The sequence below is a fragment of the Paraburkholderia polaris genome (assembly GCF_012927345.1).
Lineage (GTDB): Bacteria > Pseudomonadota > Gammaproteobacteria > Burkholderiales > Burkholderiaceae > Paraburkholderia > Paraburkholderia polaris.
This window is the reverse complement of record NZ_JABBGJ010000020.1, coordinates 118,124-136,504: the sequence shown is the minus strand read 5'-3', so window position 1 is coordinate 136,504 and position 18,381 is coordinate 118,124. Positions and strand designations below refer to the sequence as shown.

At 62.0% G+C, this 18,381-nt stretch carries 16 protein-coding genes and 1 pseudogene; 14 read left to right on the top strand and 3 right to left on the bottom strand.

Features of this window, described 5'->3' with window-relative positions; translation table 11 throughout:
• Nucleotides 1-3: 3 nt before the first annotated feature.
• From HHL24_RS44085 to HHL24_RS19785, 5 genes and pseudogenes are all read left to right on the top strand, one after another.
• Nucleotides 4-215, top strand: a pseudogene (locus HHL24_RS44085) (c-type cytochrome); the annotation flags it as partial.
• A gap of 46 nt (nucleotides 216-261) precedes the next feature.
• Complete coding sequence (locus HHL24_RS19800) at nucleotides 262-636, top strand: DUF3564 domain-containing protein (RefSeq protein ID WP_169487114.1); 375 nt, start codon at nucleotides 262-264, stop codon at nucleotides 634-636.
• A gap of 42 nt (nucleotides 637-678) precedes the next feature.
• Entirely contained in the window at nucleotides 679-1,149 is a 471-nt protein-coding gene (locus HHL24_RS19795) for a hypothetical protein (RefSeq protein ID WP_206002939.1), read from the top strand.
• A gap of 278 nt (nucleotides 1,150-1,427) precedes the next feature.
• Nucleotides 1,428-3,404 carry an acetate--CoA ligase gene (gene acs, locus HHL24_RS19790; protein ID WP_169487112.1) on the top strand — a complete coding sequence of 659 codons (1,977 nt, stop codon included), beginning with the start codon at nucleotides 1,428-1,430 and terminating at the stop codon, nucleotides 3,402-3,404.
• A 115-nt stretch (nucleotides 3,405-3,519) separates the two neighbouring features.
• Entirely contained in the window at nucleotides 3,520-4,125 is a 606-nt protein-coding gene (locus HHL24_RS19785) for an acetate uptake transporter (RefSeq protein ID WP_169487111.1), read from the top strand.
• Nucleotides 4,126-4,203: 78 nt separating this feature from the next.
• On the opposite strand, the gene HHL24_RS19780 is transcribed toward HHL24_RS19785, so the two are convergent.
• The gene (locus tag HHL24_RS19780; protein ID WP_169487110.1) at nucleotides 4,204-5,109 is read right to left on the bottom strand and encodes a LysR substrate-binding domain-containing protein; all 906 of its coding nucleotides are present in this window, start codon (nucleotides 5,107-5,109) and stop codon (nucleotides 4,204-4,206) included.
• 137 nt (nucleotides 5,110-5,246) lie between these two features.
• Between HHL24_RS19780 and HHL24_RS19775 the strand changes: the two genes are divergently transcribed.
• The 7 genes from HHL24_RS19775 to HHL24_RS19745 all read left to right on the top strand — a co-directional run bounded on the left by HHL24_RS19775 (nucleotide 5,247) and on the right by HHL24_RS19745 (nucleotide 11,992).
• Nucleotides 5,247-6,194, top strand: coding sequence for a hydroxymethylglutaryl-CoA lyase (locus HHL24_RS19775; protein ID WP_169487109.1), 948 nt, complete (start codon nucleotides 5,247-5,249; stop codon nucleotides 6,192-6,194).
• 7 nt (nucleotides 6,195-6,201) lie between these two features.
• Complete coding sequence (locus tag HHL24_RS19770; protein WP_169487108.1) at nucleotides 6,202-7,350, top strand: CaiB/BaiF CoA transferase family protein; 1,149 nt, start codon at nucleotides 6,202-6,204, stop codon at nucleotides 7,348-7,350.
• 93 nt (nucleotides 7,351-7,443) lie between these two features.
• A complete protein-coding gene (gene hppD / locus HHL24_RS19765; protein ID WP_169487107.1) occupies nucleotides 7,444-8,520 on the top strand; it encodes a 4-hydroxyphenylpyruvate dioxygenase in 1,077 nt (358 codons plus the stop codon).
• 101 nt (nucleotides 8,521-8,621) lie between these two features.
• Nucleotides 8,622-10,061, top strand: a complete 1,440-nt coding sequence (locus HHL24_RS19760) for an MFS transporter (protein WP_169487106.1) — start codon at nucleotides 8,622-8,624, stop codon at nucleotides 10,059-10,061.
• 302 nt (nucleotides 10,062-10,363) lie between these two features.
• Nucleotides 10,364-10,801, top strand: coding sequence for a carboxymuconolactone decarboxylase family protein (locus tag HHL24_RS19755; RefSeq protein WP_169487105.1), 438 nt, complete (start codon nucleotides 10,364-10,366; stop codon nucleotides 10,799-10,801).
• A 59-nt stretch (nucleotides 10,802-10,860) separates the two neighbouring features.
• Nucleotides 10,861-11,556 (top strand): FMN-dependent NADH-azoreductase, encoded by a 696-nt coding sequence (locus tag HHL24_RS19750; RefSeq protein WP_169487104.1) that lies wholly within the window; start codon nucleotides 10,861-10,863, stop codon nucleotides 11,554-11,556.
• A 4-nt stretch (nucleotides 11,557-11,560) separates the two neighbouring features.
• Nucleotides 11,561-11,992, top strand: coding sequence for a cupin domain-containing protein (locus tag HHL24_RS19745; protein ID WP_169487103.1), 432 nt, complete (start codon nucleotides 11,561-11,563; stop codon nucleotides 11,990-11,992).
• A 135-nt stretch (nucleotides 11,993-12,127) separates the two neighbouring features.
• Here HHL24_RS19745 and HHL24_RS19740 read toward each other — a convergent pair whose 3' ends face one another.
• The gene (locus tag HHL24_RS19740) at nucleotides 12,128-12,499 is read right to left on the bottom strand and encodes a hypothetical protein (RefSeq protein WP_169487102.1); all 372 of its coding nucleotides are present in this window, start codon (nucleotides 12,497-12,499) and stop codon (nucleotides 12,128-12,130) included.
• A gap of 398 nt (nucleotides 12,500-12,897) precedes the next feature.
• Here HHL24_RS19740 and HHL24_RS19735 point away from each other — a divergent pair, with 398 nt between their 5' ends.
• Both HHL24_RS19735 and HHL24_RS19730 read left to right on the top strand, forming a co-directional pair.
• Nucleotides 12,898-14,016: a porin gene (locus HHL24_RS19735; protein WP_169487101.1), complete on the top strand. Its 1,119-nt coding sequence runs from the start codon at nucleotides 12,898-12,900 to the stop codon at nucleotides 14,014-14,016.
• A gap of 263 nt (nucleotides 14,017-14,279) precedes the next feature.
• Complete coding sequence (locus tag HHL24_RS19730) at nucleotides 14,280-15,632, top strand: MFS transporter (protein WP_169487100.1); 1,353 nt, start codon at nucleotides 14,280-14,282, stop codon at nucleotides 15,630-15,632.
• A gap of 176 nt (nucleotides 15,633-15,808) precedes the next feature.
• Here HHL24_RS19730 and HHL24_RS19725 read toward each other — a convergent pair whose 3' ends face one another.
• Nucleotides 15,809-18,313, bottom strand: a complete 2,505-nt coding sequence (locus tag HHL24_RS19725) for a penicillin-binding protein 1A (RefSeq protein WP_169487099.1) — start codon at nucleotides 18,311-18,313, stop codon at nucleotides 15,809-15,811.
• Nucleotides 18,314-18,381 lie beyond the last annotated feature (68 nt).

Here is an 18,381-nt window from a genome sequence, read left to right as displayed (position 1 = left end):
CAGACACGGGACGCACCTTTTCTCGCACCTTCGTTTCAGCAGATTGCGGATCGTTATCGCGACGTGCCAAACGCCAGCGTAATGCTCGAGCACAAGCTGCGACTCGGCGGGAAAGCCCACCGGGGCGACATGGCAATGCCGCTGCCGGCGGATCGCGGCGGCCGTTGACACCCGAAGATGCTCACACGTTGATCCAGTGGGTTTTGAGTCAATAGCCCCCCAGTTTGTATGCACATGTTCGTGAAATCTACGGAGAACCTCATGCGCCTCACCATCCACCTCGACACGTTCGATCGTGTCAATCCGATGGCATTTGCCATCCTGTGGCTCGACAATAAAACACGTCAATGGTCGCGCGAGGGTCATATGGGGCTTGATCTGCCCGAATGGGGCGCGTTGCACGTCGATTGCGGCAACACGCTCGTCTGCGGGCCGCACGATTTGACGCCCTGCTGCGTACTGGAAGGGCTCGACCTGAATGCTACGTCCGGACCATTCGAGGGCGAAACCGGACGCGCACAATGGTGCTCCGATGCGGGCAGATCGCTGAAGACGGGCCATTGGCATGTGCAATGTGTCGACAACGAGAACACCGAGCCGGAAGACGGCATCTTCGCAGCCGACGACAACGCGTGAACGTTGTCGACACTGCCACCAGTATGAGGTGCTACTGTGGGAATGACTGCCAATCTTGACGGCGCGCGTCACGCGTATGGACTGTGCTTCGTGCGTGCGCCCTGGGCCTATTTCACGCGTTTGAAGCTCGACCAGCAATGGGGCGACGGTTGGGAACGCGCGCCTTATGAGCAACTCGCCGGCGCCCCTTATACCGACGGTCCCGAGCAGATCCTGACTGTCGCCTTCGATGGTCCGCTGTATACGCCCGATCTCGGCTACGACGGCAAGGAACGCAGCGTCAACGAAATCAATCGCGGCGAGATGCCCTGGCTGCGTACACAAAATTTTGTCGGCAATGCACCGATTCATATCATGGCGGGCGTCACACTCGAATCATTTGTGGAGCAGGTCGAACTCGCGGGTGGTCACGTCTTTGCGCCGCTCGGCTGGGGCGCTTTGCGGCTCGAACCAGGTGAGCGCGCGGCGTCATCAGATTCGCCGGCTCCCGCATCTAACACGGTCAAAGCCTGAAGCGGTCAACACGCACAAACCGCGACTATCCACATCATTCCGGCTCACCGCACGCTATCCCAGCCCCCTCGCCGGAGGTATTGCGATTGATTTGCATCAAGCGCCGGCCGCTCTCCCCTCATTCATTCCCTTGATGTGTATCAACCGCACGATCGGCCGAGCGGTCATAGTCAACCTACACGCACGCACCCGCACCACGGCCATCAAGAGCCTTCCTTCAGGCGACTCGCCGTTTCAGGCGTCGTCTTATCCTTGACTTTCATGTGAGGAGACATTGGATGTCTACCATCGAGCTAAATCAACTCAACACTACGGTGCCGCAGATCCCCGCGCTCCAGCACGCAAGCATCGACGGCATGGAGGCTTACCATGCGCTCGTGGCCGAGGCCGAACGCGATCACGAAGCCTTCTGGGCGCGCCTTGCCAGAGAGCATCTCGAGTGGCGCCGACCATTCACGAAAGTGCTCAACGATACCAACGCACCCTTCTATCAATGGTTTGAAGACGGTGAGCTGAACGCTTCGTACAACTGTCTCGATCGCAACCTGGCGAACGGACTCGCCGATAAAACGGCCATCGTGTTCGAGGCGGACGACGGCAAAGTCACGCGCATCACTTACCAGGCGCTCTATCACCGCGTGTGCAGACTCGCCAACGCACTGCGTGCGCGCGGCGTGAAGAAAGGCGACCGGGTGGTGATTTACATGCCGATGTCGGTGGAAGGCGTCGCCGCCATGCTGGCGTGTGCACGCATCGGCGCGCCGCATTCCGTCGTGTTTGGCGGTTTTTCCGCCAAATCCCTGCATGAACGGATGGTCGACGTCGGCGCGGTGGCCGTGATTACGGCCGACGAACAGGCGCGCGGCGGCAAGACACTGCCACTCAAGACGATCGTCGACGAAGCCCTTGCGATGGGCGGCGCCGAAGCCGTTAAGACGGTCGTCATCTATCGGCGTACCGGGGGCCGGATCCCCTGGGTCGCGGGACGCGACGCGTGGCTGCACGAGCTCGAACGAAACCAGCCTGAGACCTGTGAGCCGGAATGGGTCGGCGCCGAACATCCGCTATTCGTGCTGTACACATCAGGGTCGACCGGCGTGCCCAAGGGCGTTCAGCACAGCACCGCCGGTTATCTGCTGTGGGCGGCCGTGACGATGAAGTGGACCTTCGACATCAAGCCGGCCGATGTCTTCTGGTGTACCGCCGACATCGGCTGGATCACCGGTCACACGTATATCTGCTATGGCCCTACCGCCGTCGGCGCAACCCAGGTGATCTTCGAAGGCGTGCCCACCTATCCGAATGCAGGCCGCTTCTGGGACATGATCCAGCGCCATCAGGTCAGCATCTTCTACACCGCGCCGACCGCCATCCGGTCTCTCATCAAGAGCGCCGACGCTAACACCGCTGTGCATCCACGCAGCTTCGATCTGAGCAGCTTGCGCATTCTCGGCACGGTCGGCGAGCCGATCAACCCAAGCGCATGGAACTGGTACGCCGAACATGTCGGCGGTGGCCGCTGTCCGGTGCTCGACACGTTCTGGCAGACCGAGACAGGCGGCCACATGATCTCACCGTTGCCGGGCGCCACCCCGCTCGTGGCGGGATCGTGCACGCTGCCGATGCCTGGCATCGATGCGGCGATCGTCGATGAAACCGGCCATGAAGTGGCCAACGGACAAGGCGGCGTGCTCGTCATTCGCAAGCCGTGGCCGTCGATGATCCGCACCATCTGGGGCAATCCTGAGCGCTTTCGCAACGGCTATTACCCGGACGAACTCGGCGGCAAGCTGTACCTCGCGGGTGACGGTGCGATTCGCGACCGGAACACAGGCTATTTCACGATCACGGGTCGTATCGACGACGTGCTGAACGTGTCCGGCCACCGCATGGGCACGATGGAAATCGAGTCGGCGCTGGCGGCCAATCCGCTCGTCGCCGAGGCCGCGGTCGTCGGGCGTCCGGATGAAACGTTCGGAGAAGCCATCGTCGCCTTCATCGTTCTGAAAGCGGCGCGGCCCACCGGCGCTGAGGCAAAGCGCGTAGCGGACGAGTTGCGCGCGTGGGTCGGCAAGGAAATCGGTCCGATAGCGAAACCGAAAGACATCCGTTTCGGCGACGCAATGCCCAAGACGCGCTCCGGCAAGGTCGTGCGCCGCCTGTTGCGTTCAGTCGCGAAAGGCGAGGCGATTTCACAGGACACGTCGACCGTCGAGAATCCCGCCGTGATTTCCCAGTTCGCGGATTCGATCTGAGCGGTCCGGTGGTCCGGCGGTCCGGCATTCAATTGCAATGCGACCTTTGCGCGGCGCCGGTCTTCACGACAGTCGCGCAATCTACGTCTACTAATGTTTGCATGAGGAATTCATCATGAATATCAAAGCCCCTAATCCCGCTTCCCTCGGCCTCGCCGGTTTCGCGTTGACGACCTGGTTGCTCAGCATGATCAACGCCGGCTGGTTCAGCGGCGACTCGATGGGCATGGTGCTAGCCGTCGCTTTCGCTTATGGCGGCACCGCGCAGATGCTAGCCGGACTCATGGAAATACCGCGCGGCAATGCGTTCGGCGCAACGGCCTTTCTGAGCTATGGTGCGTTCTGGTGGTCGTTCGCCCTCTTCGTACTGTTCCTGCACGGCACCGTGCCCGCGGCGTTCATCGGCTGGTATCTGTTCCTGTGGGGCACGTTCACGCTTTATATGTGGGTCGCGACATGGCGTGCGCCACGCGCGTTGCAACTGGTGTTTCTGTCTTTGTGGATCACTTTCTTCGTGCTTGCAGCGAGCGAATGGACCGGTCTTGTGTGGTTGCACCACGCCGGCGGTTACCTCGGTCTGGTGACAGCGGTGCTGGCTTTCTACCTGTCGGCGGCTGAAATCATCAACGAAACACATGGGCGCATGGTGCTGCCGGTGGGTAGCGTCGGTCGGAAACTCGACGTGAGCGTGACGGTCACCGAGGGACTCCGCGGCGCCTGAAAGCAAGCGGCGGCATCGCGCCGCCGTTCACACGGATTAAATTTCGGCATGCCGATCGACTATCTTCGACGCTCCGGCTCATTGCCGCTCGGAATGACTCGCAAGATGCTCGACCATGCGCCGGGCAGCCGGCTGCAGCGCCTCCAGGTCGCGGAAGCACACCACGAACTGGCGGAGCGCCCACGAGTCCGTCAGCGGAATCGTCTCGACGTCGAAAATGCGTTTATAAGCCTCCCCCACCTCGAGCGGCACAACGCTGATGCCGAGCTTGGCGGCGGCCACCCGAAACGCGGCATCGAGGTTGGACACGATCACGCGATACGACACCCGCTGCCCCACTTTGGCCGCCGCGCGCTGCAACATCGCATGGACCGCGGTTGAGGGCGGCATGCCGACGTGGTCATGCTCGAGCGTCTGCTCAAAGCACACTGACTTCAATCCGGCCAGCGGATGCCCGGGATACACGGCGAGCGCCAGCTGGTCCTGACGATATGGCAAATGTTGCAGGCCCTCAAGGTCCGCGCTGTCCCAGCAGACACCGACTGAGGCCGCCCCCTCCCGCAGTTGGCGGACAAGGTCGACGGAAAGGCGCTCCTCCACATCCACCCGAATGTTCTGGTTATCCGGTTCGCGCATGAAGGATGCAATGTCGTCCAGCAGTACTTCAGCGATCGCCGACGCCGTCGCGCATACGCTGACGCTGCCTCTCAGACCGCTGCCGAAGGCCGCGACATCGCTCGCGATCCGGTCCATCGTGAACAGGACATTGCGCGCATGCTCCAATAGAGACAGCCCCGCCGGCGTCGGCTGGACACCGCGGCGAGAGCGCGTCAGCAGAGGAACGCCGAGGTCGGTCTCCAGTTGAGCGATCCGCTTGCTGATCGCAGACGGCTCGATGTGTTCTTCCTCAGCCGCGCGGCCCATGTTGCGGTGCTCACAGACGGCCACGTAGAGCCGCAGCGTCTTGAGATCGATGTCCCGCATTCTTGTCTCCTCACCCGTCCTTTAGTTTCCAGATCGGAATCTCACCCGTTCCAAAATACCTCTTTATGGCAAACGTGGAAAGTCTAAAGTGAAACCATCGCCAGCACACATGACTGGCAGGTATTCAGGAGACACACATGTCCTCGTTCCCCTCGAACGTCGTCATTCGCGAAGTCGGTCTGCGGGACGGCCTCCAGAGCATTCAGACCATGCTTCCGACAGAACGCAAGATCGAATGGATCGGCGACGCCTATGCCGCCGGACAGCGCGAAATCGAAGTCGGCTCGTACGTCCCCGCCAAACTCCTGCCGCAACTCGCGGATACCGCCGAGCTGGTCGCCTATGCGAAAACCCTGCCCGGTCTTCTCGTTTCGGTGCTCGTGCCGAACCTCAAAGGCGCCGAACGCGCAATCGAGTCGCAAGCCGATCTGATGCTGGTGCCGCTGTCCGCCAGCCATGCGCACAGCCTCGCCAACCTGCGCAAGACCCCGGACGAAGTAATCGCCGAAGTCGCGCGCATTCGCGCTGCACGTGACAGCGCCGGTTCGAAGACGCTGATTGAAGGCGGCATCGGTACCGCGTTCGGCTGCACGATCCAGGGCGCCGTCGACCAGGCCGCAGTACTGCGCTGCATGCAAGGGCTGCTCGATGCGGGCGCGGATCGCGTCAGCATCGCAGACACGGTCGGTTATGGCGGCCCTGCCGCCGTGCGCGAACTGTTCGGCAAGGCCCGTGCGCTCGCCGGCGAAAAATTCTGGTGCGGTCATTTCCACGACACGCGCGGCCTTGCTCTCGCCAATGTCTTCGCCGCGCTGGAAACCGGCGTGGCCCGCTTCGACGCCACGCTCGCCGGCATCGGCGGCTGCCCGCATGCACCGGGCGCGAGCGGTAACGCGTCGAGCGAAGACCTCGCGTTCATGCTCGCCGATATGGGCATCGCCACCGGCATCGATATTCCTCGCCTGCTTCTTCTGCGGGAAAAAGTCGCGCAATGGCTTTCCAGCGAAACGCTTCACGGCGCCTTGTGGCTTTCGGGTTTGCCGAAAACCTTCGCGCACGCTTCGACCGCAACACTCAACGCCTGAGGCCGCTATGAATACCCCGAATCCGCTTCCCCTCGAAGGCGTGCGCGTCATCGAGTTCACGCATATGGTCATGGGCCCGACCTGCGGCATGATCCTCGCCGATCTAGGTGCCGAAGTCATCAAGATCGAGCCGCCGGGCGGCGACAAGACGCGCAAGCTGCCGGGTCTCGGCATCGGCTTTTTCCGCTCATTCAATCGCAACAAGAAGAGCGTGGTACTCGACATCAATACCCCCGACGGGCACGCGGCCGCTGTCGAACTGATTGGCCAGTGCGATGTGATGCTGGAAAATTTCCGGCCGGGCCTGATGACGAAGCTAGGTCTCGACCATAAAACGTTGTCGAAGATTTATCCGAAGCTGATCTACGTCTCGCACAAAGGCTTTCTGCCTGGCCCGTACGAAAAGCGCCTTGCACTCGATGAAGTCGTGCAGATGATGGGCGGTCTTTCCTATATGACGGGACCGGTCGGCCGTCCACTGCGCGCGGGCACCTCGGTCAACGACATCATGGGCGGCATGTTTGGCGCCATCGGCGTGCTCGCGGCACTACGCGAGCGCGACACGACCGGCCGCGGGCAGGAAGTGCAAAGCGCGCTGTTCGAGAACTGCGTATTCCTGAGCGGGCAGCACATGCAGCAATACGCGATGACAAACGAACCGCCGCCGCCGATGCCTTCTCGCGTCTCGGCATGGAGCGTCTACGACGTCTTCACGTTAGCCGACGACGAGCAGCTTTTCATCGGCGCCGTAAGCGACAAGCAGTTCATCACGTTGTGCGACCTGCTCGAGCGGCCCGATCTCGCCGCAGAACCGCAGTTCGCCAACAACGCGCTGCGTGTTGCATTGCGACCCGAACTGCTGATCCGGCTCGGTGAAATCCTCAAGCATCACCGTGCCGACGAGCTCTCGCCAAAACTCGAAGCCGCCGGTATTCCTTACGCGCCGATCGTACGCCCCGACCAGTTGCTCGACGACCCGCATCTGAAAGCAAGCGGTGGCCTGGCGCAAATGGACACCGAGGACGGCATGACGCAGGTCGTGCTGCTGCCGCTGCTGATGGGCGGACGCCGGCCTGGCGTACGTCAGGCGCTGGCCCGTGTCGGCGAGCATACGCAGGAAATTCTTGCTCGCCTGACCGGCCGTGCGGCTGCCTGATGCGCGTCGTGCGGAACTGTATCGCGGTGAACTTCGCCATGTCGGCTGAGCTCAGCGCTGAGATCAACGTTTTCCTGAATTGCGGAGCATGTGATGGCTGATCTATTTGAGAACCCAATGGGCCTGATGGGATTCGAGTTCGTCGAATTCGCCTCACCCACTCCCAATACGCTGGAACCCGTGTTCGAGAAGCTGGGTTTTACGCTGGTTGCACGTCATCGGTCGAAAGACGTCGTGCTGTACCGGCAAGGCGACATCAACTTCATCGTCAACCGCGAGCCAAAAAGTCCGGCGGCGTATTTTGCTGCCGAACATGGCCCGTCCGCCTGTGGCCTTGCGTTCCGCGTGAAAGACTCGCACAAGGCCTACGACCGCGCTCTTGAACTTGGCGCCCAGCCGGTTGAGATGGCCACCGGCCCGATGGAATTGCGATTGCCCGCGATCAAGGGCATCGGCGGTGCGCCGCTCTATCTCATCGACCGTTTCGAAGACGGCAAATCGATCTATGACATCGACTTCGAGTTTGTCGACGGTGTGGATCGTCACCCGGCCGGTCACGGCCTGAAGCTGGTCGACCATCTGACGCACAACGTCTATCGCGGCCGCATGTCGTTCTGGGCGAACTTTTACGAGCGCCTGTTCAACTTCCGTGAAATTCGCTACTTCGATATCTCCGGCGAATATACGGGTCTGACGTCGAAAGCGATGACAGCGCCCGACGGCAAAATCCGCATCCCGCTGAACGAAGAATCGTCGAAAGGCGCAGGGCAAATCGAAGAATTCCTGATGAAGTTCAACGGCGAAGGCATCCAGCACGTCGCGCTGTTGAGCGACGACCTGCTGGCGACGATCGACAGCCTTGCCATGGCCGGCGTGCCGCTCATGACGGCACCGGGCGAAACCTACTACGAGATGCTCGAAGAGCGTCTTCCTGGGCACGGCCAACCGGTGGCGGAACTGCAGACACGCGGCATCCTGCTCGACGGTAATACCTCGGGAGAGCAGCCTCGCCTCCTGCTGCAGATTTTCTCGGACACGCTGCTTGGCCCGGTGTTCTTCGAATTCATTCAACGCAAGGGCGACGACGGATTCGGCGAAGGTAATTTCAAGGCGCTGTTCCAGTCGATCGAACGCGATCAGGTTCGTCGTGGAGTGCTAGCCAAAGAATAGTTCGTGAAATCGCCGGTATGCCTCAAACGGAATCCGGCGAATTAAATCCCGTCAGGCTTTCATAAGACAAATCGGCCGCGGGACACATCAAGGAGACAATCATGCAACGCGTCATCACTACGGATATTCCGCCGCTCGCGTCATCCGATACCCGAGTGCAAGCACGTACCGCCGCAGTGCTTTCGGCGCGGATGGACCGCCTGCCCGCTACAGGCTATATCTGGATGCTGGTATTCCTCATATCCCTCGGCGGCTTCTTCGAAGTCTATGACCTGATCTTCACGGGATATATCGCACCGGGCATGGCGAAGAGCGGCCTGCTGAAAACCACCACTTCAGCATTCTTCGGCTTTCAGGGGATCGCAGGGTTCATCGCAGCGACGTTTGCCGGTCTCTTTGTCGGCACGTTCTGTTTCGGTTGGCTGCCTGACCGTTACGGGCGCCGTTCCGTATTCACCTTCTCGCTACTCTGGTATTCCATCGGCTCCGCCATCATGGCCTTCCAGACCACGCCCGAAGGCGTGATCCTGTGGCGCCTCATCACCGGCATCGGCGTGGGGATTGAGATCGTCACGATCGACAGCTACGTCACCGAGATCGTCCCTCAGCATATGCGCGGCCGGGCGATGGCCTTCAACCAGATGGTCATGTTCGCCGCCGCGCCGGTGGCCGCCATCCTGTCTTACTGGCTGGTGCCCACGACCGTTTTCGGCATCGACGGCTGGCGTTGCGTTGTGCTGGTGGGTTCGATCGGTGCCGTGCTCGTATGGGTGATTCGCCGCGCCGTGCCGGAAAGCCCGCGCTGGCTCGCGTCGCATGGCCGCGAAGAGAAAGCTGAACGCATTGTCGAGAAGATGGAAGCGAAGGCTGTGAAGCAACTGGGCCGGCCGCTGCTGCCGCCTGCGCCTGCTGTCGAACTGCCGGCTCACCGCCGCGCGTCGCTCGCCGAGCTGCTGCAGCCGCCCTATCGCTCCCGCCTGATCATGCTGGTCGTTTTCAACTTCTGCCAGGCGATCGGCTACTACGGCTTTGCTAACTGGGTGCCGACGCTGTTGATCGGGCAAGGCATCACGGTGACGAAGAGCCTGCTGTACTCGTTCGTGATTGCGATTGCCCTTCCCGTCGGGCCCATGATCACCATGCTGTATGCGGACAAGGTGCAGCGCAAATGGCTGATCGTCGGCGCCGCCGTGGCGGTGATCATCTTCGGGCTGATGTTCGGTCAGATGAAATCGGCCGGACCGTTGATCGTGCTGGGCGTATTGATCAGCCTTGCCGGCCAGACGATCTCGGTGTGCTACCACGCCTATCAGTCGGAGCTGTTCCCGACCGCGGTCCGTTGCCGCGCCAACGGGATCGTGTATTCGGCCAGCCGCGTAGGCGCGATGATGTCGGGCTTCATCATTGCCTTCCTGCTGCGCGACTTCGGCGTGGCCGGGGTGTTTACCGGCATCACGGGATGCATGGCGGTGGTGATGATCTCGATTGGTGCGTTCGGCCCAAAGACCAACGGACTGCGACTCGAAGAAATCAACCACTGAACGCTTCCGGCATCCAAGGAGCTGGCAGACGTTGCCGGCTGCGCGGCGAGTCGATCGCCTGATGGCTTTGCCGTAACGCCGGTACGCACGATGTCCGACTGCCGGGATTCCTGGAACCTGCTTTGACGGGCCGCAGGTTTGATGCCGCAATACCCCCGCCGCCTTGATACGCCGGGCAGATTCATTCTCCGAAAAGTGGTTACCTAAAATTAGTCAAAATCGGTTATTTCCTAAGGCCAGTTGAACCCCTAATCTTCACTCACCGAACCACTGAGTGGGTCCAACCCGTCAAGGAGTGAATCATGGAACAACGTCTCGACTTCTACAAAGCCAATCCCGCCGCCATCAAGGCGTTAGTCGGCGTCGAAGAGCGCATCGGCAAATCGGCCCTCGAAAAATCACTGACCGAGCTGGTCCGCCTGCGCGCGTCCCAGATCAACGGCTGCGCTTTCTGCGTCGATATGCACACCACCGACGCCCGCAAAGGCGGCGAATCCGAGCGGCGGCTGGCCACCGTCGTGGTGTGGCGTGAAACGCCCTTCTTCACCGACCGTGAACGCGCCGCGCTCGAATGGACCGAAGCGCTCACGCTGGTGTCGCAAGAACACGTACCCGACACCGTGTGGCAAACGGTACGCCCGCACTTCAGCGACGAGGAACTGGTCGACCTGACGCTGCTGATCTCCGCCATCAATGCGTGGAACCGCTTTGCGATCGCGTTTCGCAAGATGCCGTCCTGAGGGCACCGTAGCCGTGCTCCTGCGAACCATTTCCGCATAAACCCTGAAGGAATGAACCCATGAAAATCATGCACGTCGACGCGAGCGCCAAACGCGAGCGATCCAACTCGCGCGCGCTAAGCCGGTATTTTCTGGAGCGCCTGCGTGAGGAAGGTGTGGATATCGAGGTCGATTACCTCGACGTCACGGTCGATACGCCGCCGCATGTGAACGAAGCATTCGCCATCGCGACCTACACACCGTTGCACGAGCGCACACCCGCCATGAAAGCGACGCTGGCGGCATCGGATGCGCTGTGCAAGCGCCTCCTCGAAGCCGACGCGTTGGTCTTTGCCATGCCCATGTACAACTGGTCGATGCCGTCCGCGTTCAAGGCGTTCGTCGACAGCATCACGCGTACCGGGCTGACCTATGTGAACACGGAAGACGGGCGCATAGAAGGCCAGCTTGCGCGGCAGAAGGTGATTTTCATCACGAGTCGCGGTGCTGACTTGCGCGCCGGCACGCCCTACGCGTCGATGGATGCGTTGACGCCAGCGCTCAAGGCTGCTTTCGGATTTCTCGGCGTGGCGGATCCATCTTTCGTCGACGCGCAGCCGCTGCAGTTTTCAGACCAGGCCGCGCGGATCGAAGCGCTCGAACGCGCGCGCACCGAACTCGCCGCGCTGGCGGCGCACTGGGCCAACCCGGCTAACCCCGCGTCGGCCTCAGCTTTGGAACTGAACAACGATGCCATGGCATTGAGCCAGGAGTAATCGCATGAAAATTCGTACGCTTATCGCGTCAGCAGCGCTCGCCGGTCTCTCCGTAGCGGGAACCTCCCAAACCGTATTCGCTGCCGATACTGCCGCTGCACGGGAGACGATTACGCCCGCGTTCACTGAGGCGATCGCCAACGTGCCGGGCAAAACGATGACGGCACTTGTCGTCGACTATGCACCCGGAGGCAAGTCGCCATGGCATCGGCACGGACAGGCCTTTGTGGTCGGCTATGTTCTGTCGGGGGCGATCCGCAGCCGTGTCAACGACGGCGAGGCGCGTGTCTTTCACGCGGGCGAATATTGGACCGAGAAGCCCGGCGCGCATCATAGGGTCAGCGAAAACGCGAGCGATACGGAACCCGCGAAGCTGCTGGCCATTTTTGTGGCGGACACGAAAGATAAGAACCTGGTCACGTTCGACAAGCAGTGAGCACGTAACGTCAGATGCAGGTGGTTCATGCGCTTCCCGCGTGGACTGCCCGCGGTGGCTTCGCCGTCAAGGCAGCCATGAGCATGGTTCACTCTGATCGACGACACGGCTTCGGTGGTTAGTTTCCCCGTCCCTCTAGAACGTCGGATGACATTCGAAACTCACTTCCGATGCATGCGCGGTCATCGTCTGCACGCCGCTCACCGTTTCCGTCGTGACACTGCTCTGCATGCCGCGCCGCTCGCAGTAGTCGCGCGCCTCGCTGACTGCGTGTTCGTGCGCGCGAGCCCAGGCCAGCCGGCCGCCGGTCGCGCTCGCCGCTACCGTGTAAGTGCCGGGTTTGTCGGTGGCGACAACGTCGGTCGCCGATGCGCATCCCACCAGGCTCGCGCACGCGGCCATCGCCGCGACGAGCGCACGCGCCCGGCCGACCAGTGGGCTTCGGCGCTGCTGCGCTACGGATGCCCGCTCCTGATCGAGCATCTGATCTGAAACATGGTTGGACATATTCACCTACATTTTTAACCGTTTTACTAATCTCGAAATTATGCGCAATCAGGCGCGCCAGATCAGCCTCGTCATCTGAAAACACTGTTGCATACGAACGAATAATCGGCGGCGGGCCGTGCCTGGGCGGGACTTCGCAAGTCCGCGGCGTGATGGACGCACAGCGTGATCCCGTCGGGTTGAGGCAGGTTTCCACGGCCTTTCTCTACCATGCAATGTCTGCATTCTTCTCATAAAAACAATGCACTAGCTTTATCCCGCCAGTTGACTTGAAATTAGCACGGCCATTCGATTTTTGCCGCGACCGGACGGGGTCGATGAACCCCGCCCGCACTCGCCCCGCAGCAAGGCTGTGCAATCAAGTCCGCAACAGGCGGATATAAAAAGAGGAGACATGCATGCGTTTTATCAATCATGGCGTTTGCGGAGCCACGCTGATTCTTGCCGCCGGTGGCGCCGCGGCCGCCGAGTCGAGCGTGACCTTGTACGGCGTCGTCGATGCGAACATCCAGTATCTGGACAACGGCGGCGTCCATTCGTATGCCGAAAAGAGTGGCGGCTCGACCGGCTCCCTGTTTGGCCTGAAGGGCACCGAAGACCTGGGCGGCGGCCTGAAGGCGCAGTTCAACGTCGAAACGGGCTTTAACGTGAACAACGGCGGATTGTTCGCCGACACCTCGGCGCTCTTCTATCGTCAGGCATGGGTCGGTCTGAGCGACGCCCAATACGGTTCATTGACCATGGGACGCCAGTACGATCCGAGCTTCCGGGTGATCTATCCGTCCGATCCGTTTCGCGCGAACGAAGTGCTGTCGCCATTTTCGGCCACCGTCCTCGCAGTTGATCGGAACACGCTGTCGACGCAGTACGATTCCGGCCGCGCCAGCAATTCGATCATGTATGCATCGCCGGATTTGAAAGGCCTGAAGTTCTACGGCATGTATGCGTTCGCCGCCACGGTGAGCCAGCCCGTGCCGGCCACGACGGGCAACATGCTGAACGTCGCGGCCACTTACTCGGGCTACGGTTTCTACGCGGGTCTTGCGTACGTGAACCAGCATCCGGGACAGGAAACGATTGCCGGCCTGCCCGCTTCGCTGAGCTTGCTGGGCACCGAGCACTTTATCGGCGCCCTCGCTTACCGGATCGGCATCGTGAACTTCCAGTTCAACTATTCGTACAACCGCGCGCAGGATCCGGCGGCAGGCTCGCTGGCCGCGCATCTGGGCACCGGGCATTCACTGAGCATTGCGGAGTTGGGCGCGACGATCCAGGCCACCCCGGCCGACGTAATCGCGATTGCCGGCGTTCAGCGCAACGTGCGCGGCGCGCATGACAATACGCCGGGCCTCGAACTGGGCGTAGACCATTTGATATCCCAACGTACGAGTCTGTACATGCGGGCGGGTTACATGAAGAACAACGGCACAGCCACGGTGAGCTGGCCGGGCGTGACCGTGACCGCGCCCGGAACCAAGCAGATTCTTGCGACGGTGGGTATGACGCATCGGTTCTAAGGCGAACCGCTGCCGCCGGGTGGCGCGGGAGCCTCGCCTGGCGGCGGGCGCTCCCGAAGAATCCCGCGCGAACCATTGCTATCGCCGTGACGATGCGCTTTGCGATGAACGCGCCCTCGCGCTGGCGCCGCGTGTTCGAGTTAATTCTGCCAGCATGAGAATGGCGGCCCAGCCATGGCAAAACACTTTCAGATTCGCCCTCCACCGACTAGTCTGTAACCACATCAATCAACTAACCGGACGCTGAACCGGAGGAGACGTCGATGGATATCGAAGCACGCACCATAACGCGCGTGACGGTTCGGCTCGTGCCGTTCCTGATCGTCTGTTATTTCATTGCCTATCTCGACCGGGTCAACGTCGGCTTTGCTGCACTGCAGATGAACAAGGCGCTTGGCCTGTCCGCCAGCGCATTCGGCTTCGGTGCAGGCATCTTCTTCATTGCGTATTTTTTCTTCGAAGTCCCGTCCAATCTTCTGCTCGAAAAATTCGGCGCGCGACGCTGGATTGCCCGGATCATGTTCACATGGGGGATCCTCGCCGGCGCGATGGCCTACATTCCGGACATCGCCCGCTTCACCGGCTTCTCGCCCGCGCACGTGTTTTACGGCTTGCGCATCCTGCTGGGCGTGGCCGAAGCGGGTTTCTTCCCCGGCATCATCTTCCTGCTGACGCTGTGGTTTCCCGCCGCCTATCGCGCCCGTGTGGTCGGCTATTTCATGGCGGCCATTCCGCTGTCCACGGTGATCGGCGGCCCGATTTCCGGCGCCCTCCTGTCAATGGACGGACACGGCGGGCTGGCCGGCTGGCAGTGGGTCTATCTGATCGAGGCGCTGCCCGCGCTGCTGCTCGCGTTCGCCGTGCTGTTCTATCTGACCGACAAACCGGCGGACGCCACCTGGCTTGCCGATGACGAACGCGACTGGCTAGTCGCCCGTCAGGCTCAGGAACGCGAGCATCGCGAGGCCGTGCATATCTTCAGCGTGAAGGAAGCGCTGTTCAATCCGCGCGTGCTCGCCGTCGCGCTCATCTATTTCGGTGCGAACGCAACCAACTATGGCCTGAGTTTCTTTCTGCCGCAGATCGTCAAGTCCTTCGGTCTCACCAACCTGCAGACCGGTTTCGTGACGTCGTTGCCTTACATCGTCGGCGTGATCAGCATGATCTTTTGGGGCCGCCATTCAGACCGCAAGCTCGAACGCAAATGGCACGTGGCGATCGCATTGCTGGTCGCGGCCGGCGGCATCGCGGCGGCGGCTGGGCTCGACAATCCGGTGGGGAAGATGATCGCGCTGTCGATTGCCGGCTTCGGCATCTTCGGCTGCCTGCCGGTGATCTGGACCTTGCCGGCCGCGTTCCTGTCGGGCGCGGCGGCGGCGGGCGGCATCGCCGCCGTCAATTCCCTCGGCAATCTGGCGGGATTCTTCGGGCCTTACGCGATGGGCTGGATCAAGGACAGCACCGGTGGCTTCGGCGCCGGCCTGCTTTGTTTGTCAGGTGCGGGACTCGTCGGGGTGGCGGCCGTGCTTCTGCTGCATCACGACACGTCGCTCGAGGCATCGTGCAGCCGTCCGAATCCCGGCGAGGCAGGACGAGCGAAGGTGGCGAGGTCCTAGTGACACCTCGCCTGGCAGCGTAACTCGGGACCATTTGCCTGCCCGCTCAGCGCCCGCTTGATGCGTGGCCGTGGCCGCCCGGAAGAACGCCGCGCGGCCTTACCGCGTCCTACGTGGCCGTGGCCACTGGCCAGACCGCCGCGCGGAGTAAACCACGCGGCGCAACGTGATTAGCCTCAGGGCGATGCGCTGACGCTCGCCGACGCACCCAGGGGCGGGCGTGCCGCGCTGCCGCCTGCGTCTGGCGACACCATGTCGTCCGGCGTAGGCGTCGGCGCCAAGGCCGGTTCGCCGCTGCCATGCGCCTCACCGTCAACTGCCGCGTTCGCTGCCCCGCTCGCCGGCACAGGCGCCTGAAGAAGCGGCGGCTGCGCCGGGAGCGGCTTTGGTTCGACATCCGCAGTGGACGCAGATGCAGATGCCGGCGCAGGCGCCGCAACAGCAGGCGCGTGTCGCGCGGTATTGCGCGTGACAACCGGTGCCTCAGTTTTCGCGGGCGACGCTGCAAACAGATGCTGGAACCACTCGCGCAGCCGGCCCGAGCGTTCCGCAAACCAACCCGGCTCCTGGTCGGTCGCGAACCTGATGCGGCTGTCGACCAGCTTCGCGCGTTGCGCACGCTGGAAAAAGTCGCCGACGATCGGCAACGCGCTGTGCGCTCCCTGGCCCCAATAGTCGCTGCGTAAGGTCACCCGACTGTCGTTGAAGCCGACCCACGCCCCTGCCACAAGCTGCGGCTGGATCAGAATGAACCAGCCGTCCGCGTTACCTTGCGTGGTGCCCGTCTTGCCCGCGACATCGCCGCGAACGCCGAAGCGGCTGCGAATGCTCGAACCCGTGCCTCGGCTCACCACATCGCGCATCACATCGACGAGCGTGCGGGCGGCGTCGACCGGCAACTCCTGTTTGGGCGACGCCGGCGCGAAGTCGGCCAGCACCTCGCCGTTGCGATCTTCGATACGCGTGACCATCACCGGCTCCACGTAACCGCCGAGGTTGGCGATCGTGCCGTAGGCCGACACCATCTCCTTCAGCGTGACCGGGCTCGTGCCAAGCGCGAGTGACGGCACCGGGTCGAGTTCGCTGTCGCGCACGCCCATGGCGCGGGCCAGTTTCGCGACCTTGTTCGGACCGACCGTTTCCATCAACTGGGCGGTGATCCGGTTGCGGGAATAAGCGAGGCCGTCGCGCAGGCTGATGGCGCGCTCGCTCGGCTCATCCTCGTCGCTCGGACGCCAGACTTCGCCGCCGGCCAGCGGAATTTCGACGGGCTTGTCGATAAAGGTGTCGCTGGGTTTGGCGCCATCTTCGAAGGCCGCGGCGTAGACGAACGGCTTGAAGGTCGAACCCGGTTGACGCCGCGCCTGCTGGACATGGTCGAACGGGTCCTGGCTGAAGTCGCGGCTCCCGACCCAGGCTTTGATCTGGCCATTACGGGGATCCATCGCGAGAAAGTCCGCCTGCACGCGGGTTTTGGACTCGCACACCGACTGCACCAGGTCGCGGTCGGACGAGACGCGTTTCAGCGCGTCGTCGTCCGTCAGGCCGGCGTCTTTCGCGGCGCGATAGTCGGGCGTTTCACGCAGGAAAGTCTGCAGCAGGTCGCGGCCGCTCGCACAACCCGCACGCGTGCCCCACGCCGCGTTGGCAATGCCCTGCAACTGGTTGCCCTGCAAGGTCACGGCCTGAGTGGCCATGGTCTGCAAGTGTGAATCGATGGTGGTGCGCACCACCAGTCCGTCGGAATAGATGTTGTAGTCGTTGCGATCAGCCCATGCCGCGAGCCACTTGCGCAGTTGCTGCGCAAAATGCGGCGCGGGTCCGGGCGGCTCGGTTTGCCGCTCGAAATCGATGCGCAAGGGACGGCGCGTGAGCGTCGCGTAGGCCGCGGGCGTGAGCTTGTCGTACTTGACCATTTGCGCCAGCACCGTGTTGCGCCGCTGCAGGGCGCGTTCGGGGTTGAGCACCGGGTTGTAGTAGCTATTGCCTTTGAGCATGCCGGTGAGCGTCGCGCTTTCCAGCACGTTCAGATCGCCGGCCGATTTGTCGAAATAGGTTCGCGCCGCCATCTCGATGCCATAGGCGTTGTAGAGGAACGGCACCGTGTTGAGGTAGGTCTCGAGGATCTCGTCCTTGGTGTAGAGCGCTTCAATCTTGAAGGCTGTGATCGCCTCCTTGATCTTGCGGGTCAGCGTGGGGGCGCGGCCGATCTCGTCCGGATAAAGATTGCGGGCGAGTTGCTGCGTGATGGTCGAGCCCCCCTGGCGGTCGCCGGAGAACGTGTGCAGCGCGGCCGATGCCGTGCGGCGCCAATCCAGCCCGAAATGCTGGTAGAAGCGGTGATCTTCCGTGGCGATCAGCGCGTTCACCACGTTCGGCGAGATGTCCTTGAGTTTCACCCACTCACGGTTCGAGGGCTTGAATTCGGCCAGCAGTTTGCCGTCCGCCGAGAGAATCTGCGCCGGCTGCTCGATTTTCGCCTTGCGAATGTCGCCGATGCTGGGCGTAAACGGGATCAGGATCAGCACATACACGACGAAGAGCGCCGGGATCGCAGCGCAAGCCCATGCCACGCCGCGGCGCGTGGGATGGCGCAGGTGCCAAAGGGCCTGGGCGATGAGCGGGTTCGCCAGGGTTAGCCCTTTTTCAAGGGTCTCCAGGAATGAGGGGATCAGCTTCACACTTGCTTACCGTCTGCTTGAAAAGGCTGAATCCTACCAAGATGCTGAGCGACGGCCGATTTTTGCGC

Excerpts from the sequence above, each read along its gene's own strand:
- HHL24_RS19775 (WP_169487109.1), top strand. The coding sequence starts at position 5,247 with ATGTCCTCGTTCCCCTCGAACGTCGTCATTCGCGAAGTCGGTCTGCGG.
- HHL24_RS19730 (WP_169487100.1), top strand. The coding sequence starts at position 14,280 with ATGGATATCGAAGCACGCACCATAACGCGCGTGACGGTTCGGCTCGTG.
- HHL24_RS19800 (WP_169487114.1), top strand. The coding sequence starts at position 262 with ATGCGCCTCACCATCCACCTCGACACGTTCGATCGTGTCAATCCGATG.
- HHL24_RS19785 (WP_169487111.1), top strand. The coding sequence starts at position 3,520 with ATGAATATCAAAGCCCCTAATCCCGCTTCCCTCGGCCTCGCCGGTTTC.
- HHL24_RS19770 (WP_169487108.1), top strand. The coding sequence starts at position 6,202 with ATGAATACCCCGAATCCGCTTCCCCTCGAAGGCGTGCGCGTCATCGAG.
- HHL24_RS19755 (WP_169487105.1), top strand. The coding sequence starts at position 10,364 with ATGGAACAACGTCTCGACTTCTACAAAGCCAATCCCGCCGCCATCAAG.
- HHL24_RS19795 (WP_206002939.1), top strand. The coding sequence starts at position 679 with ATGACTGCCAATCTTGACGGCGCGCGTCACGCGTATGGACTGTGCTTC.
- HHL24_RS19740 (WP_169487102.1), bottom strand. The coding sequence starts at position 12,499 with ATGTCCAACCATGTTTCAGATCAGATGCTCGATCAGGAGCGGGCATCC.
- HHL24_RS19735 (WP_169487101.1), top strand. The coding sequence starts at position 12,898 with ATGCGTTTTATCAATCATGGCGTTTGCGGAGCCACGCTGATTCTTGCC.
- HHL24_RS19760 (WP_169487106.1), top strand. The coding sequence starts at position 8,622 with ATGCAACGCGTCATCACTACGGATATTCCGCCGCTCGCGTCATCCGAT.
- HHL24_RS19780 (WP_169487110.1), bottom strand. The coding sequence starts at position 5,109 with ATGCGGGACATCGATCTCAAGACGCTGCGGCTCTACGTGGCCGTCTGT.
- hppD (WP_169487107.1), top strand. The coding sequence starts at position 7,444 with ATGGCTGATCTATTTGAGAACCCAATGGGCCTGATGGGATTCGAGTTC.
- HHL24_RS19745 (WP_169487103.1), top strand. The coding sequence starts at position 11,561 with ATGAAAATTCGTACGCTTATCGCGTCAGCAGCGCTCGCCGGTCTCTCC.
- HHL24_RS19750 (WP_169487104.1), top strand. The coding sequence starts at position 10,861 with ATGAAAATCATGCACGTCGACGCGAGCGCCAAACGCGAGCGATCCAAC.
- acs (WP_169487112.1), top strand. The coding sequence starts at position 1,428 with ATGTCTACCATCGAGCTAAATCAACTCAACACTACGGTGCCGCAGATC.